Origin of the sequence: Halomonas sp. MMH1-48 (assembly GCF_022348105.1) — a bacterium.
Taxonomy (GTDB): Bacteria; Pseudomonadota; Gammaproteobacteria; order Pseudomonadales; family Halomonadaceae; genus Vreelandella; species Vreelandella piezotolerans.
In genome coordinates this window covers 1-25,570 of sequence record NZ_JAKRFL010000027.1, presented here as the reverse complement: position 1 = coordinate 25,570, position 25,570 = coordinate 1, and the positions used below count along the sequence as shown (strand labels likewise).

Here is a 25,570-nt window from a genome sequence, read left to right as displayed (position 1 = left end):
TTCAAGCGAATGTCAGTGCGCTAATGGGGGGACCCATTCGTTAGCGAAACGTTGCCAAGCGCTGGCTGATGTCCAGCATGCGGTTGGCAAAGCCCCACTCGTTATCGAACCAGCACAGCAGTTTGATCAGACGCGTGCCGGCCACGCGGGTTTGGGTGGCGTCTAGGATGCCAGAGCGGGGATCATGATTGAAATCGATCGATGCCATGGGCGCTTCGGTATAGCCTAGCACGCCATGCAAGCGCTGCTGACTAGCGCGTTGCAGCAGCGCGTTGACTTGCGCGGCGCTGGTATCGCGTCGCACGGTCAACGCGGCATCCATGGCCGAGACGTTGATGGTAGGCACCCGCACGTGCAGGCACTCGAAACGTCCAGTCAGGCTGGGCATCAGGCGACTGATGCCGACCGCCAAGCCGGTATCCACCGGTACGATCGACTGCATGGCGGAGCGCGTCAGGCGCAGATCGGTGCGATGGTACGCATCGATCACCGGCTGGTCGTTCATGGCCGAGTGAATCGTGGTGGTAACACCATGCTCCAAGCCGAGCGCTTCATCCAGTACGGTGAGCAGCGGCACCAAGCAATTAGTGGTGCAGGACGCCGCAGAGAGGATGCGCTGCGTGGGCGCGAGCTCATGCTCGTTGATGCCCCATACGATGGTGGCATCCACATCGTTTTCCGCGGGCTGGGAGAACAGCAGTCGCTTGGCCCCTGCCGCCAAGTGCTGCTCAGCGGTAGCGCGGTCCTTGAAGCTGCCCGAGCACTCGAGCACTAGGTCGATCCCTAGTGCTTCCCAGGGCAGTGCGCGAGGGTCGCGTTCGCACAATACCTGGATGCGCTGGCCGTTGACGAACAGGGCGCTACCATCGTTGTCCACCTCCCCCGGGAAACGACCATGAGTCGTGTCGTAACGGGTGAGATAGGTGATGGTGGCAAGGTCGGACAGCTCGTTGATCGCGACGACTTCAAGCGCCGGGTGCTGGCGCTCCACCAAGGCTCTCAGCACGCATTGGCCGATGCGCCCATAACCATTGATGGCAATGCGATATTTAGCGGAAGCGTTCGCCATGATGCGATGCAGCTCTTGAACAAAGTGGCCCGATGATAACGCATTTCATCGGGGGTTGCTTATCCCGCCCCTAGCCCCACCAGTTGCCAAGCAAGCGGTAGCAGCAGAGCGGTAAAAATCCCGGTGAGGCTCATTCCGAGCGAGGCGAACGCTCCGGCGGTCGGACTGATATCGAACGCGCGCACGGTGCCGATGGCGTGACCATTGAGCCCCAGCGCAAAGCCGATGATACGTTCGTCATGAATGTGCAGTAGCCTCGCCAATAGACTCACGAAAGGAATGGTCAGCACCCCCGTCACCAGAAGCGCGCCCATGAGGAGTGCCACGCTGCCGCCAAGTTGTTCCGTGATGCCGATGGCGATGGGCGCCGTCACCGATTTGGCCGCGATCGAGGCCAAGATCTCCGGACCCGCGCCGAGAAGCCAAGCAATGCCAAGAGCGTAACAAGCGGCCAGAGTGGCAGCGATAGGCAGGCAAGCCGCCAACGGCTGCCACAGCGCACGAATGCGCGGTAGCTGTTGGTAAAGCGGCATGCCCAAGGCCACGGTGGCTGGACCTAGCAGGACCGTCAGCCAGGTTGCGCCTTGCTGATAGGTGGCATACGACAAGCCCAACAAGGCCAGCGTCGCGGCCAGCAGCAGAGCAGCGATCAAAATCGCCGGGAGCCAGGAAGGTTTACCCAAGCGCGTGAAAAGGGCGCTGCCCACAAGGTATGCGGCCAAGGTAAGCCCAACGGCCAATAACGGCGTGGCGGTCAAGGTGGGCAGCAAGCTAGTCGGCATGGCGGTGCCCCATCAATCGCTTGAGCAGCCACAGTGTCGTGAGCACACTCAGCAGCGTCCCCAGCAGCAGGGCCGCCACGATGGCCAGCCACTGGCTGGCCAGTTCATCGAGAATGAAGAACACACCTACCACGCCTGGCATGATCAGCATGGCCAAAAGTGCAATCAGCGGTTGGGCGGCGGCGGCAAGGCTAGCAGGTACTCTACCGATAACGGCAAGAGTGATGCACAGCAATAGCATGCCCACCACTCCAGAAGAAATAGGTAAACCGGAGAAGTGGATCACGACTTCTCCGATTAACCAGTAGCTAATTAGCCATAAAAGGCCGTTTAGCGCGGGCATCGTAATGCCCGCACCAGGCGCCGTTTGAGCGAGGAGTTAACCCAGCAGCTCATTGGCTTGTTTGACGATGTTCTCAACGGTAAAGCCGAAGTGCTTGAACAGCTCGCCCGCGGGTGCCGACTCACCGTAGGTGGTCATGCCAATCACGCGGCCGTCGAGGCCCACGTACTTGTACCAGTAGTCGGCGTGGCCCGCTTCGATGGCGATACGCTTGGTCACGGCTTTGGGCAACACGCTTTCACGGTAGTCGGCATCTTGGCCGTTGAAGCGGTAAGCGGACGGCATGGAGACCACGCGCACGGCTTTACCTTGCTGCTCCAGCTCGGCCGCGGCATCCATCGCCAAGGCGACTTCGGAGCCGGTCGCGATCAGGATGAGGTCCGGCGTGCCGTTGCACTCTTTGAGTACGTAAGCACCGCGCTGAATGGACGCCAACTGCGCCTTGGTGCGCGCCTGATGCGGTAGGTTCTGACGTGAGAGCACCAGCGCCGTCGGGCCGGAGTGGCGCTTGATTGCGGCATCCCAGGCGGCAGCGGTTTCCACTGCGTCACAGGGGCGCCAGGTATTCAAATTCGGCGTAGTACGCAGGCTGGTGAGCTGCTCGATCGGTTGGTGGGTCGGGCCATCTTCACCCAGGCCGATGGAGTCGTGGGTAAATACGTAGATAGCCTGCTGGCCCATCAATGCCGCCATGCGCACGGCATTGCGCATGTACTCCATGAAAATCAAGAAGGTTGCGCCATAAGGCACGAAACCGCCGTGTAGAGCGATACCGTTCATCACTGCGCCCATGCCGAATTCACGCACGCCGTAGTGGAGATAGTTGCCGCTGGCATCGTCTGGAGTGATCGCCTTGGCGCCCTTCCAGAACGTCAGGTTGGAGGGCGCCAAGTCAGCGCTGCCACCGAGCAGTTCCGGCATTTGCGGGCCAATCACGTTCAGTGCTTCGAACGATGCTTTACGCGAGGCAATGCTGTCCCCTTTTTCTTGCGCCTGCTCGATCAATGCCGTCGAGGAGAGCTCGGCGGGCAGCTGTGCCTTCATGCGGCGCTCGAACTCTCGCGCCTCGGTCGGGAAGGCGTCCGCATAGCGAGCAAAGCGGGCGTCCCACTCTTGCTGACGCTGTTTGCCAGCGTCGCGAGCATCCCAGGCAGAGTAGATCGGCTCGGGGATATGGAACGGCGCGTGCTCCCAACCCAGCTGTTGGCGCGCCAGGGCTACTTCGTCATCACCCAGCGGTGCGCCGTGAGCTTCTTCTTTGCCCTGCTTGTTGGGCGCCCCAAAACCAATGATGGTTTTACAGATGATCAGAGTTGGCTTGTCGTCGTGGCTCTTCGCCAGTTCGATGGCTGCTTTGATCTCGTCAGGCTTGTGGCCATCGACGTTGGGCACCACGTGCCAGCCGTAGGACTCGAAGCGCTTGGCAGTATCGTCGGTGAACCAGCCGTCGACTTCGCCATCGATGGAGATGCCGTTGTCGTCGTATAGCGCAATGAGCTTGCCTAGCTGCTGAGTGCCCGCAAGAGACGCCGCTTCGTGGGAGATACCCTCCATCAAGCAGCCATCACCCAGGAAACACCAGGTGTGGTGGTCGACGATGGTGTGGCCGGGGCGATTGAACTGCGCGGCCAGCGTTTTCTCGGCAATGGCGAAACCGACCGCGTTGGCAAAGCCTTGGCCCAGCGGGCCAGTGGTGGTTTCGATGCCAGGAGCGTAGCCGAACTCCGGGTGGCCAGCGGTGGGCGAGTGCAGCTGGCGGAAGTTTTGCAGCTGTTCCAGGCTGAGTTCGTAGCCGCTCAAGTGCAGCAGCGAGTAGAGCAGCATGGAGCCGTGGCCATTCGACAGCACGAACCGGTCGCGATCGGCCCACTTGGGGTCTTCGGGGTTGTGCTTGAGGTAGTCATTCCACAGCACCTCGGCAATATCAGCCATACCCATGGGGGCGCCAGGGTGGCCGGATTTGGCCTTCTGAACGGCATCCATGGAAAGGGCGCGAATGGCATTGGCCAGCTCAAAACGGGACGGCATGGGGGTGCTCCTCGCCTGAAAACGGAAAGAATAAAGGCGCTATTGTCGCTGACTTCCCCGGCGGCGGCAAATTCTCAGGGGTACGTTGTGGGAAGAACCCCCAACAGCGTGTAGACTCTGCCTCCCGAAGTGGTGGTGAACGTCACGGTGCCGCTTCTTTATACGGGCAGGGAACCTCCTGCCATGATTTCCTGCTGATGCTGCGGTCATAACGAAGCAGCCGTCATACAGAGGGTCGAGTGCGCGATGAGCGAATATTCCCTGTTTACCTCCGAGTCCGTTTCCGAAGGCCATCCCGATAAGATTGCCGACCAGATTTCAGACGCGGTGCTAGATGCCATTATCGCCCGGGATAAACAGGCCCGTGTTGCCTGTGAAACGATGGTGAAAACCGGTGTAGCCATTATTGCCGGTGAGATCACCACGTCCGCGTGGGTGGATCTCGAGACGCTGGTGCGTGATGTGATTACCGATATTGGCTACACCTCGTCTCAGGTGGGCTTCGACGGTGCCACATGCGGCGTCATCAACCTGATTGGCAAGCAGAGTGTCGATATTGCGCAGGGTGTCGATCGTACCAAGCCGGAAGATCAAGGCGCGGGCGACCAGGGCCTGATGTTCGGCTACGCCACCAACGAAACCGACTCGTTCATGCCGGCCCCGATCCACTACTCGCACCGCTTGGTCGAGCGTCAGGCGGAGCTGCGTAAAAACGGCCTGCTGCCGTGGTTGCGCCCGGATGCCAAGAGCCAGGTGACGTTCCGCTACAATGCAGACGGGCAGCCTTGTGGCGTCGATGCGGTAGTGCTGTCGACTCAGCACGATCCGGAGATCGATCAAGAAGACCTGCGTAAGATGGTCAAGCGCGAGATCATCGAACAAGTGATTCCTGCGGAGTGGTTGGACGCCGATACCCAATATCACATCAACCCGACCGGCAAGTTCGTGATTGGTGGCCCGGTGGGCGACTGCGGCCTGACCGGCCGTAAGATCATCGTCGATACCTATGGTGGTATGGCGCGCCACGGTGGCGGCGCGTTCTCGGGCAAGGATCCGTCGAAAGTAGACCGTAGCGCCGCATACGCTGGCCGTTATGTGGCGAAAAACGTCGTGGCCGCGGGCCTGGCAGACAAGTGTGAGATTCAGGTCTCCTATGCCATTGGCGTGGCAGAGCCGACCTCTGTGTCCATCGACACCTTCGGTACCGGCAAAATCGACGACGCCAAGATCGTCGAGTTGGTGCGCGAGCATTTCGATCTGCGCCCCTACGCGATCACCACCATGCTCGACCTGCTGCATCCGATGTATCGCCTCACGTCTGCGTATGGCCACTTCGGCCGCGCGCCGTTCGAACACAGCTACACTTGGGTGGACGACAAAGGCGAAGAGCATAAAGAGACCTTCACTGCGTTTCCATGGGAAAAAACCGATAAAGCGGACGCGCTGCGTCAGGCCGCCGGTCTATAAGCTTTTCGAGAGCGCGACGAGCGCCACCGGTTAGCCAAAAGCGCCTCCTGGTTTATGTCAGGGGGCGCTTTTTTATGTATCGAAACACTGTGCGAGTGGCTAGATGCGCATTGCATCTCTATCTGTTTCCTATAAGTTAACTTTAATAAGGATTGAAAGATCTTCCGTTCACCACGAGAGGATGCGTATGCCGGGTTGTCGAACGATCACAATGGCGGGTTTAGTGGCCGCTTGGTGTATGGGTGTCACCTTTTCTGCACAGGCGGATAGCTGCCCCGACTGGCCTGCTGAGCGGCTGGCGCTGGAAACCCAGGCGCTAGCCGAACACATCGAGGTCTGGGACCGCGCTTACCATGATGGCGGCGAATCGCTGATTGCTGATGAGCTGTACGATCAGGCGCTAGCACGCCTGGCAAGTTGGCAAGCCTGCCAGGGTGATACGACACCCCACCGGCCGCTTACCCGAGTGACCCGTAGCGATGGCACCCGCATGCATCCGGCCGTTCAAACCGGGCTCAATAAAGTCGACGACGAAGGCGTTCGACGCTTTACCAGCCGCCGTGACGATCTGTGGATTCAACCCAAGGTAGATGGTGTGGCGGTGACGCTGCGTTATCGGAATGGGGAGCTAGTAGAAGCCGTCAGTCGAGGAGACGGCGAGCGTGGGCAGGATTGGACGACGCGCGTTCAGCAGTTGCCCGGTGTGCCCGACTCGCTTCCTGACGCTGTCTCTGCAGTGCTGCAAGGCGAGCTCTATTGGCAGTTGGATAACCACGTACAGGCGCGCCAGCCGGATTCAGGCGCTCGTGGCGCCGTGGCCGGCGCCATGGCACAGCGCGAACCGAGCCAAGAGACGCTGAGTCGCATTGGTTTATTCGTGTGGGACTGGCCGGATGGCCCGACACAGATGACCGAACGGCTGGCGCAACTGACGGCGCTGGGGTTCGATACGGCCGACTACACCCATCCGATCAGCGGGCGAGAGGCGGCCGCCGAGTGGCGTGAGCGGTGGTTCAACGGCCCGCTGCCGTTTGCTACCGACGGCGTGGTGTTGAAGCAAGCAGAGCGCCCCGGCCTGCGGCGCTGGTCGTCATCACCCCCTGAGTGGGCGGTGGCCTGGAAGTATCCTGCCCAGCAGGTGCTGGCCCAGGTCCGCGGGGTCGAGTTCCGCGTGGGGCGCACCGGGCGCGTAACGCCGCTGTTGTGGCTCTATCCGGTTACCTTGGAAGGACGACGCATCAGCCGCGTGTCGTTGGGCTCGCTGGAACGCTGGGAAGCGTGGGACGTGCGCCCAGGCGACCAGGTGGCGGTGACGCTGGCAGGTCTGACGATTCCCCAGGTAGCCAGCGTGGTGTGGCACACGCGCGAAAGAGCCGCGCTTAGCGCTCCGCCGCCCGAGCGCTATCATCTATTGAGCTGTTTTACACTAACGTCAGAATGCAGCGCCCAGCTGCTGGCGCGATTAACCTACCTTGGCGAACAGCTGGGCATGCGAGGGGTCGGCGAAGGCACGTGGCAGGCGCTAATGGATGCCGGGGTGGTCACGGAATTACTAGGTTGGCTAGCGCTGACGCCAGAGCAACTGCAGCAGGCCCACGGTATTGGCGCGACCACCGCCGACTCGCTGGCGGCACAGTTCGATGCAGCGCGACAAGCGCCCTATGCTGCTTGGCTGTCGGCGCTGGGCATGCCGCCTGGGGGCGACGCACGACTGGGTGATTGGTACACCCTAGCGAGTTACTCTCGAGCGGATTGGCAAGCCGTTCCCAGCGTAGGCCCGGTACGCGGCGAAGCGCTCGTCGCTTTCTTCCACCATCCAGACGTAGCGCGCATGGCCCGCCAGCTACAGCAGGCTGGCGTCGACGGGTTCTAACCCAGGCCAGTGAGCCGCAGCATCAGGCCCAAATAGAGAGGGATCAGCAGCGGTGCCAGCAGTGTGGTGGTGAGCACTGCCAGCGCGCCTTTCTGTGGCTGAATGCCCAACTCCATGGCCACCACGACAACGTTCGAGGCCATGGGCACCACGCCCAGTAGCAGCAGCGCCATCGCCAGCTCCGGGGCGAGCGGCGTGAACTGCTGGAGTATCAGCACCGCCCCCAGCATCGCCAGCGGCCAGAGTACATAGCGCAGCCCCACGCAGGTGGCGACAAAGCGCGTATCCCACGCGGCGAGCGTGACTTGGCTCAACGTCATACCGATGATCATCATACCCAGCAGCGTATAAGTGGCTGGAAAGACCGCTAATGAACTCATCAGCGACGCCGGAAGGGTGGCGTTGAGCGCGTTTAGTAGCAGTGCCGTTAAAAAGGCATACACCAGCGGCAGGCGGGCAATTTTGGCGAGGCTCTGGCGCACCGAGAAGTGGCCGCGGGCACTTAAGTAAAACCCCACCGTAAACTCGTATAAATTGATGCCTAGCATACAAAACAGGTACAGCGTCACACCCTCGGGGGGCAGCAAGATCAGCGCCACCGGCAGGCCGAAGTAGCCGGTGTTGCCGGTGCCGGAGGAGAACGCCAGCAGCGCTCCCTCTTGGGGGCCAAAGCGGTGCTGTGTTGCCCAGCGTACGGCCAGCGCCATACTACTGACTAACAGGAACATCGCGAAGGTCAGCACCAAATACTCAGCGGTGGGGCCCCCGTTCATGAGTGCACGAAATATCGTGAGCGGTGCAATCAAGTAGACCAATAGGGTGGCGATGGGGCGCGGGTCTATTTGCAACCGTTGAGCGGCAATAAAGCCTAGTCCCACATACCCCAACAGCATGAGCAACGGGCCCATTAAAGCACTGGGTGCTAAGTCCATTTCTCCTCCTTGATAGACGCGGTAGAGCTAACATGAGCCGAATTGAAGGTCGACCGTGGAATCTTTCATTAGCCGCTGCGCGGTGAAGCAGCGAGAATACCTCAAATAATGATCACGTTACCGTCCTGCGAGGATAAACCATGAGCAGCCAAGAGCATCCGCTAGGTATTAGCTTCGAATTCTTTCCGCCCAACACCGATGCTGGCCGGGAGAAGCTAATTCATGTACGCGATGAGTTGGCCGCACGTCATCCGCGTTTCTTCTCGGTGACCTACGGTGCAGGGGGCTCCACCCAGGCGCGCACTAGAGATATCGTCCGGACCGTCAGCCAAAGCGGCATTACCACGGCTCCGCATCTTTCCTGTATTGGCAGCGAGAAAGCCCAGCTTCGTGATTTGCTTGCCAAGTACCGCGAAGAAGGGGTCGATAGTCTCGTAGCGCTGCGCGGTGACATGCCCTCTGGTATGGGCAGTATCGGCGAGCTGCGCTACGCCAACGAGCTAGTGGAATTCATTCGTGAGGAAACGGGGGATCACTTCGATATCGCCGTCGCAGCCTATCCGGAATCTCATCCACAGGCGCCTAACCTCGACAAGGATGTGGAAAACTTCGCGCGTAAAATGAAGGCGGGCGCCAATATGGCGATCACCCAGTACTTCTTTACCGCCGATGCTTACTTCCACTTCGTCGATAAAGCGCGGGCGCTGGGCGTCGAGCAGCCGATCATTCCCGGCATCATGCCGATTACTAATTACACCAAGTTGGCGCGCTTCTCCGACGCTTGCGGTGCCGAAATCCCTCGCTGGATCCGTAAGCAGTTGGAAGCCTATGGCGATGACAGCGATGCGATTGCCGCCTTCGGCACCGATGTGGTGACGCGCCTGTGCGAACGCCTGCTTGACGGCGGTGCGCCAGGCCTACACTTCTACACGCTTAACCAGGCAGCCCCGGTATTGAAGGTGATGGATAACCTGAGTTAACACTGTCGTCTGTTAGTCATGCCGGTCTGCATCCTTGATGCAGGCCGGCTTTTTTTATGGGTCTCTAACAAATTTTTAGCGCTTTGTGGCGATCGGCAAGCGCCGTATGATGCCTGCTCGATTCGCGCATAGAGAAGGAGCACCACACGATGTGGTTGATCACTGCCGTGTTCGCATTTACCTACCTGGGCATGGCAGTGGGCCGATTACCCGGCCTGCAGGTCGACCGCTCTTGGATGGCCCTCGCGGCGGCATGTGTGTTGCTGATAACCGGCACCGTCCGGTTGGAAGAGATTGCCAGCCATATCGATATTGGCGCGCTGGTGCTGCTGATGGCATTGATGTTGGTCTCGGCGCAGTTTGGTTTTTCAGGAGTGTATCATCGGCTATCGGAGTGGATGGCTCGGCATGCCGCCCAGCCGACCAAGCTGCTCCTGGGGGTGGTGCTGTTGGGCGGAGGGCTATCGGCGCTGTTGGTCAATGATATCGTCGCCTTCGCGCTGACGCCGCTGCTATGCCAGGCGCTGCTGGCTCGAGGGCTGGACCCTCGGCCGTTCCTGCTGGCCCTGGCGATGTCCTGCAATGCAGGCTCGGCGGCGAGCCTAATTGGCAACCCGCAAAATATTCTGATTGGTCAGGCGGGCGACTTAGCGTTTTGGGATTACAGCCTGCAAGCCGCCGTCCCTGCGCTGGTCGCGCTGATGGCTACCTACAGCGTCATCTGGCTCGTCTGGCGGCGGCGCTGGTGGCTCAGTGGCCCCGCTTCGGCGCCATTGGCAACGGCGCCTATGACAGAAAGCCTTCGCTATAAGCCGCTGTTGGCTGCCGTTGCCTTGTTGGTACTGTTCTCGACGCCGCTCCCCCGCGAGTGGTCGGCGCTGGCCGTGGCCCTGGTGCTGATGATGTCGCGCCGGGTGGCCAGCCACCGTTATACCCAAGCCGTCGATTGGAACCTGCTACTGCTGTTCGTGGGCCTCTTCATCGTTACGGGGAGCGTGGCATCGCTGCCCGAGGCCAGCGCGGTGGTGAATCGTCTGTTAGGCGAAGACGGGCTGCCTAGCGGTGCGTGGAGTATGACGGGCATCGCGTTGATGGCCAGTAACGTGATTGGCAACGTGCCCTTTGTAGTGCTGCTGTTGGGGCTGTTTCCTGGGTTGCCGGAGTCCACCCTCGTCATGTTGGCGGTGATGTCGACCTTGGCGGGGAACCTGCTGCTGATCGGCAGCGTGGTGAACTTGATCGTGGCAGAGGGCGCGAAACGCCATGGGGTTCATCTAGGATTCGTGGCGTTTACTAAAGTTGGCGTGCCGGTAACGTTGCTATCGATGCTGGCGGCGGCGCTTTGGTTCACGCTGCGCTGACCGGCATTGCGCAGCGAGGTACGCTACGCTGGAGAAAAAACAGCCGGAACCCAAGGGTTCCGGCTGTTGCTCGAGGAGGAGTCGTTATTGCTTAGGTTGCGTTGGCAATCTTGCCTTTGCCACCGTGCTGCTTGCGCTGCATGACAAATAGCACTGTACCAATGGCGAGGCCTGCAATATCGGTATAGATACCGCCGTAGATCAAGAAAAGTGCGCCCACCAGCATGACCACACGCTGGATGACGTTCACCGGGCCGAAGAACCACTTCTGCACCATGCCTGAGAGCAGCACGATACCCAGCGTAGCGGTGAGGCCAACGCGCAGGATTTGCATGGCAGAGCCTTCCATCAGCATCGCCGGGCTGTAGAAGAACATGAACGGCACGATAAATGCGGCCAAGCCAATCTTGAACGACGCCACCGACGTGCCCATGGGGTTGTCCCCAGAGATACCCGCCGCCGCGTAAGAGGCCAGCGCCACCGGCGGCGTAATGGCCGAGACCACGGCGAAGTAGAACACGAAGAAGTGAGCAATCAGCGGCTCGATGCCGATGTTGATCAACCCCGGTGCCACGACCGAGGCCGCCACCGCGTAAGCCGCCGTGGTCGGCATGCCCATGCCTAGCAGAATGCTGATCAGCATGGCGAAGAACAGCGCCAGCAGCTGGCTAACGCCCGCCAAGCCCAGCAGCAGAGAAGAGAAGCGCGCACCCACACCGGTCAGCGAGATGACGCCAACGATCAAACCCGCGCAGGCACACACGGCAATGATCTGAATCGACATGGTGCCCGCTAGCTGCAGCGCTCTCAAAATGGCGCGCAGGCCCATCTTGTTGGGCGAAATCCAGCTCACCACGGCCGCAGAGGCGGTGGCCAGCGTACCTGCACGAATCACCGAGTAGCCCATGAATAGCGCTACGATCAAAATGATGATCGGCGCGAACAGATAGACCTGTTTTACCAGCTTGGAGAACAGCGGAATCTCGTCTTTGCGCATGCCGCGCATGCCTTTACGGGCGGCTTCGAAATCCACCATGAAGTAGATCGAGGCAAAGTAGAGAATGGCCGGGATGACAGCGGCAATGGCGATTTCGGTATAAGGGATACCGGTCACTTCCGCCATGATGAACGCACCTGCGCCCATGATGGGCGGCATGATCTGACCACCGGTAGACGCGGCGGCCTCGATGGCCCCTGCACTACGTGCGGGGTAGCCCACTTTTTTCATGAGCGGAATGGTTAGAGAACCCGTGGAGACCACGTTACCGGCCGACGTGCCGTTGATCATGCCCATCAAGCCAGAGGCAAAGATGGCGACTTTCGCCGGGCCGCCGCGGGCACGGCCTGCCGCGGCAAAGGCGAAGTTGACGAAGTAATCACCTACTTTGGAGGCCTGTAGGAAGGCGGCAAAAATGATGAAGAGAATGATATAGGTAGAAGAGACCGCCGTGGTCGGGCCGAGAATGCCCGCATCGGTGTAGACCTGGCTAAAGAAACGCTGAATCGACAGCCCCGGGTAGCCTAGGAAACCCGGCAGATAGGGGCCAGCAAACACGTAGGTCAGGAAGACGGCGGAAATGACGACCAGCGCCAAGCCAGCGACGCGGCGGGTCAGTTCGAGAATCAGTAGCGAACCTGCAATGGCCGCCCACGAAATGCCGGGAGGCGCAAACGAGGTGCCGGTAGACATCCGCATGGTGGTGTTGAACGCCATCAGCAGGTAGCCTGCGCTGGCCAGTGCACACACCATGAGCACGAGGTCAGCGGCGTTGAAGCGGTGGCGCTCCTGACGATAGAACCAGGAGAGTACGATCGCGACGGCGGTAGTCGCCATCAGTGGGTAGCCAAAGTGCAGCGTCTCGATGGTCGGGTCGATGCGCATGGCACCGCCGTTAATGGTCTGCTGCATCAAGAAGACCTGCACCAGAGCGTAAACCGCAGGCACCAGCAGCGCGTAGCTCACCCATTTCAACCAAGCAGGTGACGCTTGCTGCGCATCTTCGGCAAAGCGGGCACCGGCAAACAGGCCGTAACCCAAAATCAACGCACCGGCGATGTGAACGATGCGAAACGACCAGGTCTCCATGGGATACACGTTGAGTGAAAACAGGTGGAAACCCGAGTAGGCAATCGCCAGTGCTGCAAATAGTAGGAACTGCCAGCCGACGAATAGGCGGCGGTTGGGCTCAACGACTTCCTCATCGACGCCATCGGCAATCGATTCGGGCGTTGATGAACCAGCTAGGGCGTCATCCTTGAGGCCGTTGGGGTCTTGGTCGGTATTGTGACTCATCAGAGGTCACCCTCACAGCAAAAGCAGAGAAAGGGGCAGTAGCGAACGCTGCCCCGCCCGACAGGGTCGGTGACGGGGCAGCGCGATGGTGCGGCGTACTTACTTGATCATATCGTCAGAGATGTCGTAACCGTTCTCTTCGTACCAGCGTGCTGCACCCGGGTGGAAGGGCAGTACGTTGTTATGAACGATGTTCTCCGGGATGCTGGTTTCAGCGCTGCGGTGTACGTCACGCATCCGATCGTTGTTTTCCATGGTCGCCTTGGTGACTTCGTAGATGAAGTCTTCCGGCAGGTCACAACCGGCAATGGCGAAGTTCCACATGGAGACGGCGCGCGCATCTTCTTCCAGTGTGGTGTAGGTGCTGGCCGGAATGGTGAATTCAGCAACCGGATAGTTTTCCAGCACGGTGGCCAGCTCTTCTTCGGTAAATTCGATGATGTTCACGTCGGTTTGTACTTCTAACTGGCTAACCGCCGGAATCGGGATACCTGCAGCAAACGCGACGACGTCCAGCAAGCCGTCCTGAAGCTGACCGCCCAGATCCGACCAGCCGCCGTTACGGCGCTCGAAGTTGACGCCCAGTGTTTCCAGCATGGCTGGGAAGTAGGTGTCAGACGTCGATGCCGCCGGGCCGAAGCCGATGCGCGCACCGTCAGGAATCTCAGAGATGGAAGTAATGCCAGAGCTCGAGAGCGCTGCGATGGAGAACGGAGTCTCGTACATCGGGAACAGCGCGCACACGTTGTCCATTACTAGGCCTGGGGCCAGCGGGCTTTCGCCTTTCATGGCATCGGAAGCCGGTCCCATGGTGGTTAGGCCGAACGCCATATCGCCGCTATGTACTAGCGCCAGGTTTTGGGTAGGGCCACCAGTCACTTCGCCGCCGCCTGAAACACCGAGCTCATCGGCGATGAAGTTTGCCCAGCCAGAGCCGTAAACGAAGTAGGTGCCGCCTTGACTGGCCGTACCCACCGTGAAGTTGGTTGGCCACTCGGAGCGGTCCGCGTGGGCAGTACCGGCGGCGAGTAGCGCGCCACCAGCGAGCAGGGCAATCGTTTTGGGCATCGTATTGCGCATGGCGAGTTTTCCTAAGCTGTTATTGGGATTATCGTCTGGCGCGTGTGGGACACCGCCAGTGCTTCATCATTAAGCAGCTTATACAGAGCGATACTCGTGCCATGTACGTATTTTTATTTTTAAATCAATAGATTGAGAAAATGGTCTTCAACTTTGGTTGAAATGCAAAACGCGGTAAGTGTCTGGCTTTTCGCACGGGGTAAGCGGGGTGATGTGCGGAATTCCGCACACCTTGAGTGGGCAGCGCCTTAGTCGCTACCCGGGGTTGGTCGATGGGTCGGCGAGGGCGTTACTTCTTTTTGCCAGGATCCAGAATACGCACAGGCTGCACGTCCTGGACTTTTTGCTCATCGCGCACTTGATTCACACGAGTGGTGAGTTCAGGGGCTGCGTCGTCCTCAATGGGCAACTGTTCGAAAAAATCGCAGCTGACGCACTCCCGGTAGCGAATACCGTTTTGCTCCCAAGCGCGAATACGGTCCATGGCGGCGCAGCGTGGGCAAGTCACCCCCGCGATAAAACGTTTAACACTCGACATCGGTTTGGCTCCCAAGGTGCGACGGCTGAGCCGCCGCACCGTATCGAAACGGTCGGTTTAGGCCGCGCGGATACCGCTATGGCGTAGCAGCGGCTCGACGCTGGGTTCACGGCCCCGGAAAGCACGGAATAGCTCGGCGGCATCCCGAGCGCCGCCTTGCTCAAGAATTTCCTCGCGGAAGCGCTGGCCAGTGGTGGGATCAAAGATACCCGCCTCTTCAAAGGCACTCCAGGCATCGGCAGAGAGGACCTCCGCCCACTTATAGCTGTAGTAGCCAGCGGCGTAGCCGCCTGCAAAGATGTGGCTGAAGCTATTTTGGAAGCGGTTGAAGTCGACCACCGGTACGACGGAGGTTTGGCGACGCACGTCGTCGAGCAGCGCTTGTACATCGCTAGCCGAAGGTGCTTCCAGCTCATGGTGGAGGCGCAGGTCGAACAGTGAAAACTCGATCTGTCGCACCATGCCCATGGCAGACTGGAAGTTTTTGGCCGCTTGCAGACGCTCGAACAGAACGTCTGGCAGCGGTTCGCCGGTGTCTACGTGTTTGGCTAGCAGGTCGAGGCCTTCTCGCTCCCAGCAGTAGTTCTCCATGAACTGGCTGGGCAGTTCTACCGCATCCCAGGCGACGCCATTGATGCCTGAGACGTCGGCCACCTCCTGCTTGGTCAGCATGTGATGCAGGCCATGGCCGAATTCGTGGAACAGCGTGGTCACTTCGTCATGGGTGAGGAGCGCAGGTTTGCCGCCCACCGGCGCGGTGAAGTTGCAGGTCAAAAAGGCCACGGGGAGCTGCACGCCGTTATCGGTTTTGCGGCGTACCCGGCAGTCGGCCATCCACGCGCCGCCACGTTTCCCTTCACGGGCGTAGAGATCTAGATAGAAACCGGCAATCGGCTTGCCGTGCTCGCTGATGCGGTAAAAGCGGACATCGTCGTGGTAGCTCGGGGCGCTGTCATCCGCTTCGATATGCACGTTATAAAGACGCTCGACGACCTGGAACAAGCCATCGACGACCCGTGGCGCGGGGAAGTAGGGACGCAGCTGCTCTTGGGAGATAGCGTAACGCGCTTCGCGAAGCTTTTCACTGACGTAGGCGACATCCCAGGGTTTGAGCGTCTCGATGCCGAGCTCGTCGCGGGCGTAAGCGCTGAGCTCGGCAAACTCCTCTTGCGCTTGAGGCTTGGCGCGACGGGCGAGATCTTCCAGAAAGTCCAACACCTGCGTGGGGGAGTCCGCCATTTTGGTGGTCAGCGAGTAGTCGGCGTAGGTCGCGAAGCCCAGCAGCTGCGCCAACTCCTGACGCAGGGCTAGAATCTCTTCCAAAATGGGCGCGTTGTCGAACTTACCCGCGTTGGGACCCTGGTCGGAGGCTCGGGTCACGAAGGCGGTATACACCTCCTCGCGCAGTTCACGGCTGTCGGCGTAGCTGACGATGGGGAAGAAACTCGGGAAATCCAGCGTAATACGGTAGCCCTCCACGCCTTTGGCATCTGCCAGGGCTTTGAGGGTTTCCAGGGCGCTCTCAGGAACGCCAGCCAACGACGCACGATCCTGAATGTCTTTGTGCCACGCCTGAGTGGCATCCAGCACGTTGTTGGAGAACTGATTAGACAGCGTCGAGAGGCGGGATTGAATCTCGCCGTAGCGAACCTTCTTATCCGCAGGGAGATCGACCCCGGCCAGGCGAAAATCGCGCAGGGCGTTATCCACCGTACGCTGTTGGGCGGCCGTCAGCGTTGACCAACTCTCGCTCTCTTTTAGCGCCTGCCAGCCTTTGAACAGCCCTTCGTGCTGGCCAACCCAGGTGCCAAACGCAGAGAGTTTTTCCAGACAGGCTTGGTACGCGTCGCGCAGCTCTGGCGTGTTCATGGTGCCGTTGAGGTGCGATACCGGCGACCAGGCTTGGGAAAGACGGTCATTCACGCCTTCCAGTGGGGCGGCAAAATTCTCCCATGTGGGTGGCGTCGTAGCGGCCTGTTGGGCGAGTCGATCAATCGCCTCGCGGCTTTCATCGAGCAGCGTTTCTACGGCGGGCACTACGTGGTTGGCACGAATGTCGGCGAAAGGGGGAAGCTCGTGACTCTCTAGCAACGGGTTGCGGGACATAAGTACCTCGGCAGTCATCAAGTGAAGGTGCACACAATGCATGCACTGATGATGACACAGTGCGGGCAGTAGGGCGCTGTTTCAATGCTCGGCCCGCTGCAAGCGTTTGGCCTGGGGGCGGGTGCCTGCTAGTCTTGCCGCCTTTCCATATCCTTAATTTGCAAGTGTCACCAAACAATGCCACCCATGGCAGGAGCAAGTAATGAGTGAAACGCTAGAGCGCTGGGGGTCGAAGCGGGCCTTTATCTTGGCGGTAACAGGTGCTGCGGTTGGGCTGGGTAATATTTGGCGCTTCCCCTATGTGGCGGGAGAGAACGGCGGCGCTGCTTTTTTGCTGATTTATGTGGCGTTCGTGTTGCTACTTGGGATTCCCGTGATGATGGCGGAAATTCTCATCGGGCGTGCCGGGCGGCGCGGGCCGATGCAGGCGCTCGGCGTGTTGGCATCCGAAGCCGGGGCGTCACGGTACTGGCGTTGGCTGGGGCTGTTTGGTGCGTTCACCGTGTTCTGTATTTTGTCGTTTTATTCGGTGGTGTCCGGCTGGTCGATCGAGTTTCTGGTCGCCTCGGTGAACGGCAATTTCCACGGCGCCAGCGCTGCCGAGATCGGCGCGGGGTTCGAAGCCTTTCTAGCGAATCCAGGGCTGCTGATCTTCAATCACTCGCTGTTTCTGTTCATGACCATGACGGTGGTGGCCGCGGGCGTCGCCAAGGGACTCGAGCGTCTCAACAACCTGCTGATGCCGCTGCTTTACGGCTTGCTGCTGCTATTGGCCGTTTACGCCACTACCACCACAGGTTTTGGCACGGCGCTGTCCTGGCTCTTTCTACCCTCCTTTACCGACGTGACGCCCGCGGTTGTATTGCACGCCATGGGTCACGCGTTCTTTACCCTGGCTGTCGGGGCCTGCGCGTTGATGGCATACGGTGCTTATATGCCCGATGAGCAGAGCCTGCCCAAAGCGGCTTTCGCTGTGGCAGTGCTGGATATCAGTGTGGCGCTGTTGGCGGGCATCGCGATTTTCTCGGTGGTGTTTGCGCAAAGCATGGACCCTGCCGATGGCCCAGGACTGATGTTCGTGACGCTGCCGATCGCGTTTTCCGAGCTGCCGTGGGGCTCGCTCTGGCTCAGCGTTTTTTTCTTACTGCTGCTGCTCGCCACGTGGACCTCGGCGATCAACTTGGCCGAGCCAATGGTGGCAACGCTGCAAGGGCTGGGTTGGCGACGCAGTGTTTCCACCGCCGTGGTGGCCATCAGCGTTTGGCTTCTCGGCCTGCTGTCGGCGTTTTCATTTTCCACGCTGGCCGAGTTCCGGCCACTGCTTGGCCGTAACGTGTTCGAGCTAGTGAGCAGTATTCCGCCTGACATCTTTCTACCCTTGGGCGGTTTGCTGATTGCCACCTTTGCCGCCTGGGTGATGCCGCAAGCGCTGGTCGTGAAAGCGCTGGGCGTGGGCGATGGTGGTTATGTCCTGTGGCGCACTATCGTCCGCTGGGTATCGATTCCACTGACGTTTATCGTTCTACTGGGTGGGTTGTTATAGTTCCCTCATCATGTGTCGTTACGAAACGCGAAATGCTTCAGAGGAGTGTGCCATGAGCAGTGCCTTAAGGACCTATCAAGGCGTCTCGCCGCAGTTGGGTGAGCGTGTCTATATCGACCCCGCTAGCGTGGTGATCGGCAATGTCACGCTAGGCGACGACTGTTCTGTATGGCCGATGACCGTGATTCGTGGCGATATGCACCGTATCACCATTGGCGCGCGGACCAGCGTTCAGGATGGCAGCGTGCTGCACATCACCCATGCGAGCGACTTCAATCCGGAGGGTTTTCCGCTGACCATTGGTGACGACGTGACCATCGGCCATAAAGCCATTCTGCATGGCTGCACGCTGGGTAACCGTATCCTGGTGGGAATGGGGGCAATCGTCATGGATGGGGCCGTCGTCGAAGATGAGGTCATCATAGCCGCTGGCGCCGTGGTGACACCCGGGAAACGGCTGGAGAGCGGCTTCGTTTATGCAGGCAACCCGGCAAAAGCGCTGCGCCCGCTGAAAGAGAAAGAGCGCGCCTTCTTTCCTTACACGGCGGGTAATTATGTCAAGTTAAAAGACCGGTTTCTCAGTGATACCGACAGCGGACGCTAAGCGCTTGCCTAACCACTCTTTTTTCTAAAATAGCCATGTTGCGCTCTCTAAAAATCTGGTAATTTATCCAGTTTTCTAGGGTGCCGCGACATGGCTAATTTTCGCACGCATATTACGGTAGCAGCAGCGGGCGGCACGCTAATGGCTTACGTTGGCTGGCAAGCCCAGTGGTGGGGAGCGCCTCAAGCACTGCTGGTCATTGCGCTGGTGGCGTTTGGCGGGATCCTGCCTGACATCGACGCCGACCGCTCTCGCTCTATACGACTGATTTTCAATCTATTATCCGTTCCTTCGCTGGTGTTGGGCGTGCTGCTGCTCCAGCCCTGGCTGACGCCTGGGTTGCTGCTGGTGGCCTGCGGGGGCATCTATTTTTCGGTGCGCTATTTAGCGGCGGTGCTATTTTCGCGCCTGACAGTGCATCGTGGTATCTGGCACTCGCTGATGGCGGCAGGGCTCTGTGCGCTGGCCGCCGCCGCTATCAGTTACCACGTATTGGCGCAGCCTGCCTGGCTGGCGTGGTCCCATGGAGCGGCGGTGTTGTTGGGTTTTATCATCCACTTGGGCCTGGACGAGCTGTTTAGTGTCGATTTGGAAGGTGCACGGCTCAAGCGCTCGTTCGGGACAGCGCTGAAGCTGGGGGATAGCCGCCGTCCGCTATCCAACCTATTGATGCTGATCGCCCTGTTGGTGCTGATGCCTTGGGTACCCCCCTGGAGCGTGCTGCTGGAGTTATTTCATCAAGGCTCGCTGCTGTGGCGATAGTCATCGGCGCTGAGGCCATGTTTCTTTAGCTTGTCGTAAAACGTTTTACGCGGAATCCCTAAATGACGACACACATCGGTCACTCGGCCATGATGACGTGCCAGGGATTGGCTGATCAGACTTTTTTCGAACAACTCTACTTGGCGTGGCAGCGTGGGTTCTTGCGTATCTGCGGTGACCCCCTCGAGCAAGACATCCAGACGGTAGTCGAACGCCGCGCCTAACAGCACGTAACGCTCTGCTAAATTGCGCAGCTCGCGAACGTTGCCAGGCCAATCGTGGGCCAACAGGGCCGCAACCGCATGGCTATCCAGGGTAGGCGCTTCCAAACCGCTGCGGTTGGCGGCGACGACGGCAAAGTGCTGGAACAGCAGGGGAATATCTTCGCGCCGCTCACGCAGAGCGGGAAGGGGCAGCGTGACCACGTTGAGTCGGTAGTAGAGGTCTTCACGAAAGCGCCCTTCCTCCGCGGCCATTTTTAGATCCACTTTGGTGGCAGCGATCACACGAATATCGAGCGGCACTGCTTCGTTGGCGCCGAGGCGCTCCACGCTACGCTCTTGCAATACGCGCAGCAGTTTCACCTGCAGCGCCAGCGGCATCGATTCGATCTCATCCAAAAAGACCGTGCCACCGTTGGCATGCTCGAATTTGCCAATGCGCCGCTCCACTGCGCCAGTAAATGCCCCTTTCTCATGACCAAACAGTTCGGATTCGATCGTGTTTTCTGGCACCGCGCCGCAGTTGATGGCCATAAAGGGGCTGTTACGCCGGGCGCTACGCTCATGAATCGCCCGAGCAACCAGGTCTTTGCCGGTGCCGGTCTCGCCAAACAACAGCACGTCGGCCTCCACTTGGCTGATGCGCTGAATCATCGCGGCGAGACGTGAGATCACTGGCGTTCTCCCGACCAGACGTGGCCCTAGTGCGGCTTGCTGCACCTCTAGCTCGGCTTTCAAACGCAGGTTTTCGAGGCTGAGCTGGCGCTTTTCGATGCCACGCCTCACCACATCCAGCAGCTGGTCGCCTGCGAAAGGCTTTTCCAGGAAGTCCCAAGCGCCTGCCCGCATTGCCTCCACGGCGGTGGAGATATCGCCGTGGCCGGTAATCAGAATGATCGGCAGCGTGGCGTCGCGGCTATGCAGTTCATGCAACAGGGACATGCCGTCCATGCCTGGCATTCGAATATCGCTGACGATGACGCCGGGGAAATTGGCTGGCAGTGCGGCCAGTGCCTGCTCGGCCGACTCGAAGCAGTGGGGCGTATAACCGGCGAGTTCTAAGGTTTGACTGGCGGTGATACGAAGATGCGGCTCGTCGTCGATCACCATGACCGGCAGTGTCGACGGCTCATGCATGGGAAGGGTTCTCCTCTTCATGGCGGGAGGCGGAAGGCGCTGGCGAACGTGGCAGAGTTACCGTAAAGCAGGCGCCGCCATCGACAAGATTGCGGGCCTGTAGCTTGCCTCCCAGGTCCTCCATAATACGCGAGGAGATCGAGAGTCCTAGCCCTAGTCCGCTGCCCGGCGCTTTGGTGGTAAAAAAGGGCTCGAAAATATGGCCTAGATGATCCGTCGCAATGCCTGGGCCATTATCTGCCACGCTGATGACGATGTGCGCGTCGTCTATTTGGGCACTCAGCGTCAGAACAGGTGCCTCGGCCTCCTTCATTGCCTGAACCGCGTTGCCAATCAGGTTCACGAGTACCTGCTCAAGGCGCACTAAGTCGCCCTCTACCCAGAGGGTCTCTTCGGGCCACTGATGAACCACGTGGATAGCGTCATCGCGCAGGCGACTATGAAACAGGCGCAGGGCGTACTCGATGCATGCTTGAACCGAAATCGTTTCTTGACGATCGCTGCTTTTGCGAGAGAATTGGCGCAGTTGGGCGCTAATGTCGGCCATGCGTTCAGTGAGTTCGACGATATGCGCCAAGTTGGCGTCAGCGCGCTCGATGCGTGCCAGCTCGATAAAGCGCCGGGCGTTTTCGGCGTAGGCGCGAATGGCGGCGAGGGGTTGGTTGAGCTCATGGTTGATGCCCGCCGCCAGTTGACCTAGCACGGCGAGCTTGGCGGCTTGGATCAGTTCATCCTGGGTTTGACGCAAGTTGGCCTCTGCTCGCCGCCGCTCTTCGATTTCATCCGAAAGACGCTGATTACTGGCGACCAGATCCCGGGTGCGACGCTCGACGCTGACTTCAAGCTCATCTCGCACCCGGGCCAACGTTTGACGCTCTCGCTCGGCAAACGCTTCACACTCTCGACGTAACCTTAGGCGCTGCCAGCCAATGCCGCCTGCCAGGGCGATAACGCTATAGAGCCCCCCTGCCATAAAAGCGGCAATCCACTGAGCATTGATGACCGGCGTCAGCGGTTTGAGAATATGCATTTGCCAGCCAAACTCAGGAATTGGCCGGGTGAGGCTTAAATAGCGACCCCCGCTCAGTGGGCCATGCGCGAAGCTCACCAAATAGCTGCCGGGCGCGTAAGGAGTATCCAGCTGAATGCCGGAGGGCGATAGCGGCTCCATGGCGTAACGGCGAGTAGCGCGCAGTGCGTTGCGCTGGACGTCGCTCAATGGGTAGTGGGCATTCATGCGCAGTTCGGGGTGGCTGGCCATGAAGATGATGTTGTCGCTATCGGTGACGAACAGTTCGGCGTCCTGCTCGGCCCAACTCTCCTCGACGTCATCGAGCAGCACTTTTACCACGATCACACCATCGGGCTTGGCATCGGGAGAGGTGTCGTCCAGCCACACCGGAGAGGAAAAGTAGTAGCCGCGCTCTAACGACTGGATCCCTAGCCCAAAAAAGCGTCCCTGGCCACCCGCGATGGCATCGGAGTAGTAGCTGCGAAACGCGTAGTTCTGACCAATGAACGTGTTGGGGCGATGCCAGTTGCTAGCCGCGATGGTGTCGGCATCGCGATCAAGCAGGTAAACGTCCGAGACGCCTGAAGTGAAACGAAAACGATCCAGCAGCAGGTTGAGTGGCATGGGGTCCTGGCTTTCGGGGGAGTCCAAGAAGCGTTGGATGCCTTCCCGCGTGGCCAGCATTTGTGGCAGGTAGTCGTAGCGCAGCAGATAGCCGTTCAAGTTGGCTGCAGAAAGGCGCAGCTCGTTTTCGGCATCATCTTGAAGATTCGAGAGTGCCTGCTCACGAGCGAGCTGGGACGCTTGCCACATACATAGCAGTAGCCCTAGGGGAATGACGATCAGCCATAGCAGCCGCCAGCGCCGCGCGGTAGGACTGACATGACTGTTCATGCCGGGCTGCTGGTGCCCTGGGCACGGCGTAACGCGCGCTGGGCGCGAGTCTCGGCTCTGGCCATCTCCAGCAAGCCCTCCTCTACGTACACCAAGTGTTCATGGGCGCGGGCGCGGGCGTCTTCGGCACGGCCTTCTAAGATGGCGTCCAGTAAAGCACGGTGCTGTTTCATGAGTTGCGTGCGCGAGTCGGGCTTGGCAAACAGATGGGCCAGATTATCCACGATGCTCTGCTCGAGCAGGTGGAAAATGCCGCGGATGGTGTGCAGCAGCAGCACGTTGTGCGCTGCTTCCGCAATGGCAAGATGAAACGCGGCGTCTAGTTTGGCTTCCTGCGCAGGATCGGCACCGACGAAGCCACCGTCCAGCTCCTCGAAGCGCTGAATGAGCACGGCTTTGTCGGCAGGCGTGGAGCGAAGGGCCGCATAATAGGCGGAAATGCCCTCCATGGCGTCACGAAATTCCAGCAGGTCCAAATGGAATTCGTTATGGCGCGAGAGCATTTCCAGCAGCGGATCAGTGTAACCACTATTCAGCGTTTCATTGACGAAGGTGCCGCCTCCCTGGCGGCTGATGAGCAGGCCGCGAGCCGCTAGCTTCTGAATGGCTTCGCGCAGCGAAGGGCGCGATACGCCGAAACGCTCGGCAAGCTCCCTTTCTGGCGGTAAACGTTGGCCGGGCTTGAGGCTGCCTTCCAAGATCATGGCTTCCAGGCGTTCCGTTATCACGTCGGCAAGGCGCTGTTGACGGAGCGGAGGGTAGGTCATTGGTGGGGCTCCCTTAATTGGTAAGACCAATAGTAAGGTGTTTTAGAGCGCTACTCAAGCAGCGAATACCCACCGTGTTAGCGACTGCGAGTAAACTAAAGTATAAAGTTGGTTTGCACGTCAGAAGGGATCTTCGTTTGACATACCACCAGCTTGTCATTAACGTTATTGATCATTATTTGTCAATTGGTATTACCAATATTGGCTTGATGACAGGCGTGTCGCTGTTTGCGGTCGGTCGGAGTGTAACGCCATCATCAGCGAATTCGCGCCTACTTTTAATGGCTACTTACAATAACGTCTTTCGTGCATAGGGCCCGTCATGATCATCTCTGCTTCTACGGACTATCGGCAGGCTGCCAAGCGCCGCCTTCCCCCCTTCCTCTTTCACTATGCCGATGGTGGGTCGTATGCCGAGCATACATTGCGGCGAAATGTCGACGATCTGCGTGACGTCGCGCTACGCCAGCGTGTGCTCAAAGACATGTCGTCGCTGTCACTGGAAACCGAGCTGCTGGGTGAGAAGCTAGCGATGCCGCTGGCGCTGGCGCCCGTCGGGTTGGCGGGTATGTATGCTCGACGGGGAGAAGTCCAGGCGGCGCGTGCCGCGACCAAGAAAGGGATTCCTTTTACACTCTCTACCGTATCGGTTTGCCCCATCGCAGAAGTGGCCGCTGCCGTCGATCGCCCCATTTGGTTCCAGCTCTACGTGCTAAAAGACCGGGGCTTCATGAAACATGTTCTTGAGCGCGCCAAGGCGGCAGGTGTGAAAACGCTGATTTTTACCGTCGATATGCCGGTGCCCGGCGCGCGCTACCGCGATGCGCACTCCGGCATGAGCGGCAAGCACGGTCCGACACGACGTATACTTCAAGCAGCGCTGCATCCTCTATGGGCTTGGGATGTCGGTGTCAAAGGTCGGCCCCATGATCTGGGCAACGTGTCCGACTACCGGGGTAAGCCCACCGAGCTGGAGGATTATATCGCTTGGCTGGGGAATAACTTCGATCCGGCGATTTCCTGGAAGGACTTAGAGTGGATTCGGGAGTTTTGGGACGGTCCGATGATCATCAAGGGGATTCTGGATCCGGAAGATGCGCGGGATGCCGTGCGCTTTGGTGCCGATGGGATCGTGGTGTCCAATCACGGCGGCCGGCAGTTAGATGGCGTGCCTTCAACCGCGCGTGCGCTCCCTGCCATTGCGGATGCGGTGAAAGGTGATCTGGCGATTTTGGCCGATTCTGGCGTGCGCAGTGGTCTCGATGTCGTGCGCATGATTGCCATGGGGGCGGACACTGCGCTCATTGGTCGTGCCTTCATCTATGCACTGGCAACGGCAGGCGAGGCCGGAGTTGCTCACCTGCTCGATCTGTTCGAGAAAGAGATGAAGGTAGCCATGACCCTGACAGGGGCTCGTACGATTGCCGATTTGAGTTCTGAGTCGCTAGTAGCTGGGGCGATGGGCGCGATGACTCCTCCAGCCTAAGGAGGACAGCATTTCAGCTTGGCAGAAAGATGTTGGAGTTTTTTTACAAAACCCTCTTGCCAACCCGGCATCGAATCCGTAAAGTACGCATCCGCTGCCGGGGACGCCCAGCGTTACCAGCGGTGATGAGGTTGGAAAACCTCTTGTTTGTCAGGAAGTTAGAGCTCTGTGGTAGGTTGGTCAGATCGCTCGCTTCGCCCGCTGAAAACAGCGGTTGACAAACGCCACGGAATGCGTAGAATACGCCTTCCTCGCTGAGGCAACACGGGTCAGGTCATCGAGCCCGCCGCAG

General features: G+C 59.4%; 20 protein-coding genes. 8 read left to right on the top strand and 12 right to left on the bottom strand.

Going from position 1 to position 25,570, the window contains the following annotated elements; genetic code table 11:
- Nucleotides 1–40 precede the first annotated feature (40 nt).
- From MHM37_RS16115 to tkt, 4 genes are read right to left on the bottom strand one after another with little or no spacing between them, the layout of a single operon-like run.
- Nucleotides 41–1,069, bottom strand: coding sequence for a glyceraldehyde 3-phosphate dehydrogenase NAD-binding domain-containing protein (locus tag MHM37_RS16115; protein WP_139528570.1), 1,029 nt, complete (start codon nt 1,067–1,069; stop codon nt 41–43).
- A gap of 59 nt (nt 1,070–1,128) precedes the next feature.
- Nucleotides 1,129–1,851: an LrgB family protein gene (locus MHM37_RS16110; RefSeq protein ID WP_139528569.1), complete on the bottom strand. Its 723-nt coding sequence runs from the start codon at nt 1,849–1,851 to the stop codon at nt 1,129–1,131.
- Nucleotides 1,841–2,194 (bottom strand): CidA/LrgA family protein, encoded by a 354-nt coding sequence (locus tag MHM37_RS16105; protein WP_139528568.1) that lies wholly within the window; start codon nt 2,192–2,194, stop codon nt 1,841–1,843. The genes MHM37_RS16110 and MHM37_RS16105 overlap by 11 nt, the downstream gene beginning before the upstream one ends.
- Nucleotides 2,195–2,230: 36 nt before the next feature.
- Nucleotides 2,231–4,222, bottom strand: a complete 1,992-nt coding sequence (gene tkt, locus MHM37_RS16100) for a transketolase (RefSeq protein WP_139528567.1) — start codon at nt 4,220–4,222, stop codon at nt 2,231–2,233.
- A gap of 246 nt (nt 4,223–4,468) precedes the next feature.
- Between tkt and metK the strand changes: the two genes are divergently transcribed.
- On the top strand, nt 4,469–5,689 hold the full coding sequence (gene metK, locus MHM37_RS16095; protein WP_139528566.1) for a methionine adenosyltransferase: 1,221 nt from the start codon (nt 4,469–4,471) through the stop codon (nt 5,687–5,689).
- Between the two features lie 211 nt (nt 5,690–5,900).
- Nucleotides 5,901–7,562, top strand: coding sequence for an NAD-dependent DNA ligase LigB (ligB, locus tag MHM37_RS16090; RefSeq protein WP_231125672.1), 1,662 nt, complete (start codon nt 5,901–5,903; stop codon nt 7,560–7,562).
- Here the strand turns inward: ligB and MHM37_RS16085 are convergent.
- Nucleotides 7,559–8,494, bottom strand: a complete 936-nt coding sequence (locus MHM37_RS16085) for an AEC family transporter (protein WP_139528564.1) — start codon at nt 8,492–8,494, stop codon at nt 7,559–7,561. The genes ligB and MHM37_RS16085 overlap by 4 nt on opposite strands.
- A 140-nt stretch (nt 8,495–8,634) precedes the next feature.
- Between MHM37_RS16085 and metF the strand changes: the two genes are divergently transcribed.
- Nucleotides 8,635–9,474, top strand: a complete 840-nt coding sequence (gene metF / locus MHM37_RS16080; protein ID WP_139528563.1) for a methylenetetrahydrofolate reductase [NAD(P)H] — start codon at nt 8,635–8,637, stop codon at nt 9,472–9,474.
- A 149-nt stretch (nt 9,475–9,623) separates the two neighbouring features.
- On the top strand, nt 9,624–10,835 hold the full coding sequence (locus MHM37_RS16075; protein WP_139528562.1) for an SLC13 family permease: 1,212 nt from the start codon (nt 9,624–9,626) through the stop codon (nt 10,833–10,835).
- Between the two features lie 91 nt (nt 10,836–10,926).
- Here MHM37_RS16075 and MHM37_RS16070 read toward each other — a convergent pair whose 3' ends face one another.
- The 4 genes from MHM37_RS16070 to prlC form a co-directional block, all read right to left on the bottom strand.
- The gene (locus MHM37_RS16070) at nt 10,927–13,128 is read right to left on the bottom strand and encodes a TRAP transporter fused permease subunit (RefSeq protein ID WP_139528561.1); all 2,202 of its coding nucleotides are present in this window, start codon (nt 13,126–13,128) and stop codon (nt 10,927–10,929) included.
- Between the two features lie 99 nt (nt 13,129–13,227).
- A complete protein-coding gene (locus MHM37_RS16065; protein WP_139528560.1) occupies nt 13,228–14,208 on the bottom strand; it encodes a TAXI family TRAP transporter solute-binding subunit in 981 nt (326 codons plus the stop codon).
- 289 nt (nt 14,209–14,497) lie between these two features.
- Nucleotides 14,498–14,746, bottom strand: coding sequence for a YheV family putative zinc ribbon protein (locus MHM37_RS16060; RefSeq protein ID WP_139528559.1), 249 nt, complete (start codon nt 14,744–14,746; stop codon nt 14,498–14,500).
- Nucleotides 14,747–14,803: 57 nt separating this feature from the next.
- The gene (prlC, locus tag MHM37_RS16055) at nt 14,804–16,852 is read right to left on the bottom strand and encodes an oligopeptidase A (RefSeq protein WP_139528558.1); all 2,049 of its coding nucleotides are present in this window, start codon (nt 16,850–16,852) and stop codon (nt 14,804–14,806) included.
- Between the two features lie 202 nt (nt 16,853–17,054).
- Here prlC and MHM37_RS16050 point away from each other — a divergent pair, with 202 nt between their 5' ends.
- From MHM37_RS16050 to MHM37_RS16040, 3 genes are all read left to right on the top strand, one after another.
- A complete protein-coding gene (locus MHM37_RS16050; RefSeq protein ID WP_139528557.1) occupies nt 17,055–18,395 on the top strand; it encodes a sodium-dependent transporter in 1,341 nt (446 codons plus the stop codon).
- Between the two features lie 52 nt (nt 18,396–18,447).
- Complete coding sequence (locus MHM37_RS16045; RefSeq protein WP_139528556.1) at nt 18,448–18,999, top strand: gamma carbonic anhydrase family protein; 552 nt, start codon at nt 18,448–18,450, stop codon at nt 18,997–18,999.
- A gap of 90 nt (nt 19,000–19,089) precedes the next feature.
- Nucleotides 19,090–19,761 carry a metal-dependent hydrolase gene (locus MHM37_RS16040; RefSeq protein ID WP_139528555.1) on the top strand — a complete coding sequence of 224 codons (672 nt, stop codon included), beginning with the start codon at nt 19,090–19,092 and terminating at the stop codon, nt 19,759–19,761.
- On the opposite strand, the gene MHM37_RS16035 is transcribed toward MHM37_RS16040, so the two are convergent.
- From MHM37_RS16035 to MHM37_RS16025, 3 genes are read right to left on the bottom strand one after another with little or no spacing between them, the layout of a single operon-like run.
- A complete protein-coding gene (locus MHM37_RS16035) occupies nt 19,737–21,119 on the bottom strand; it encodes a sigma-54 dependent transcriptional regulator (protein ID WP_139528554.1) in 1,383 nt (460 codons plus the stop codon). The genes MHM37_RS16040 and MHM37_RS16035 overlap by 25 nt on opposite strands.
- Complete coding sequence (locus MHM37_RS16030) at nt 21,112–23,025, bottom strand: ATP-binding protein (protein WP_239297311.1); 1,914 nt, start codon at nt 23,023–23,025, stop codon at nt 21,112–21,114. The genes MHM37_RS16035 and MHM37_RS16030 overlap by 8 nt, the downstream gene beginning before the upstream one ends.
- Nucleotides 23,022–23,792, bottom strand: coding sequence for a GntR family transcriptional regulator (locus MHM37_RS16025; protein ID WP_139528552.1), 771 nt, complete (start codon nt 23,790–23,792; stop codon nt 23,022–23,024). Before MHM37_RS16025 ends, MHM37_RS16030 begins: the two co-directional genes overlap by 4 nt.
- Nucleotides 23,793–24,114: 322 nt before the next feature.
- Between MHM37_RS16025 and lldD the strand changes: the two genes are divergently transcribed.
- Nucleotides 24,115–25,278, top strand: coding sequence for an FMN-dependent L-lactate dehydrogenase LldD (gene lldD / locus MHM37_RS16020; protein ID WP_139528551.1), 1,164 nt, complete (start codon nt 24,115–24,117; stop codon nt 25,276–25,278).
- Nucleotides 25,279–25,570: the final 292 nt, after the last annotated feature.

Excerpts from the sequence above, each read along its gene's own strand:
- MHM37_RS16115 (WP_139528570.1), bottom strand. The coding sequence starts at position 1,069 with ATGGCGAACGCTTCCGCTAAATATCGCATTGCCATCAATGGTTATGGG.
- MHM37_RS16110 (WP_139528569.1), bottom strand. The coding sequence starts at position 1,851 with ATGCCGACTAGCTTGCTGCCCACCTTGACCGCCACGCCGTTATTGGCC.
- MHM37_RS16105 (WP_139528568.1), bottom strand. The coding sequence starts at position 2,194 with ATGCCCGCGCTAAACGGCCTTTTATGGCTAATTAGCTACTGGTTAATC.
- tkt (WP_139528567.1), bottom strand. The coding sequence starts at position 4,222 with ATGCCGTCCCGTTTTGAGCTGGCCAATGCCATTCGCGCCCTTTCCATG.
- metK (WP_139528566.1), top strand. The coding sequence starts at position 4,469 with ATGAGCGAATATTCCCTGTTTACCTCCGAGTCCGTTTCCGAAGGCCAT.
- ligB (WP_231125672.1), top strand. The coding sequence starts at position 5,901 with ATGGCGGGTTTAGTGGCCGCTTGGTGTATGGGTGTCACCTTTTCTGCA.
- MHM37_RS16085 (WP_139528564.1), bottom strand. The coding sequence starts at position 8,494 with ATGGACTTAGCACCCAGTGCTTTAATGGGCCCGTTGCTCATGCTGTTG.
- metF (WP_139528563.1), top strand. The coding sequence starts at position 8,635 with ATGAGCAGCCAAGAGCATCCGCTAGGTATTAGCTTCGAATTCTTTCCG.
- MHM37_RS16075 (WP_139528562.1), top strand. The coding sequence starts at position 9,624 with ATGTGGTTGATCACTGCCGTGTTCGCATTTACCTACCTGGGCATGGCA.
- MHM37_RS16070 (WP_139528561.1), bottom strand. The coding sequence starts at position 13,128 with ATGAGTCACAATACCGACCAAGACCCCAACGGCCTCAAGGATGACGCC.
- MHM37_RS16065 (WP_139528560.1), bottom strand. The coding sequence starts at position 14,208 with ATGCGCAATACGATGCCCAAAACGATTGCCCTGCTCGCTGGTGGCGCG.
- MHM37_RS16060 (WP_139528559.1), bottom strand. The coding sequence starts at position 14,746 with ATGTCGAGTGTTAAACGTTTTATCGCGGGGGTGACTTGCCCACGCTGC.
- prlC (WP_139528558.1), bottom strand. The coding sequence starts at position 16,852 with ATGTCCCGCAACCCGTTGCTAGAGAGTCACGAGCTTCCCCCTTTCGCC.
- MHM37_RS16050 (WP_139528557.1), top strand. The coding sequence starts at position 17,055 with ATGAGTGAAACGCTAGAGCGCTGGGGGTCGAAGCGGGCCTTTATCTTG.
- MHM37_RS16045 (WP_139528556.1), top strand. The coding sequence starts at position 18,448 with ATGAGCAGTGCCTTAAGGACCTATCAAGGCGTCTCGCCGCAGTTGGGT.
- MHM37_RS16040 (WP_139528555.1), top strand. The coding sequence starts at position 19,090 with ATGGCTAATTTTCGCACGCATATTACGGTAGCAGCAGCGGGCGGCACG.
- MHM37_RS16035 (WP_139528554.1), bottom strand. The coding sequence starts at position 21,119 with ATGCATGAGCCGTCGACACTGCCGGTCATGGTGATCGACGACGAGCCG.
- MHM37_RS16030 (WP_239297311.1), bottom strand. The coding sequence starts at position 23,025 with ATGAACAGTCATGTCAGTCCTACCGCGCGGCGCTGGCGGCTGCTATGG.
- MHM37_RS16025 (WP_139528552.1), bottom strand. The coding sequence starts at position 23,792 with ATGACCTACCCTCCGCTCCGTCAACAGCGCCTTGCCGACGTGATAACG.
- lldD (WP_139528551.1), top strand. The coding sequence starts at position 24,115 with ATGATCATCTCTGCTTCTACGGACTATCGGCAGGCTGCCAAGCGCCGC.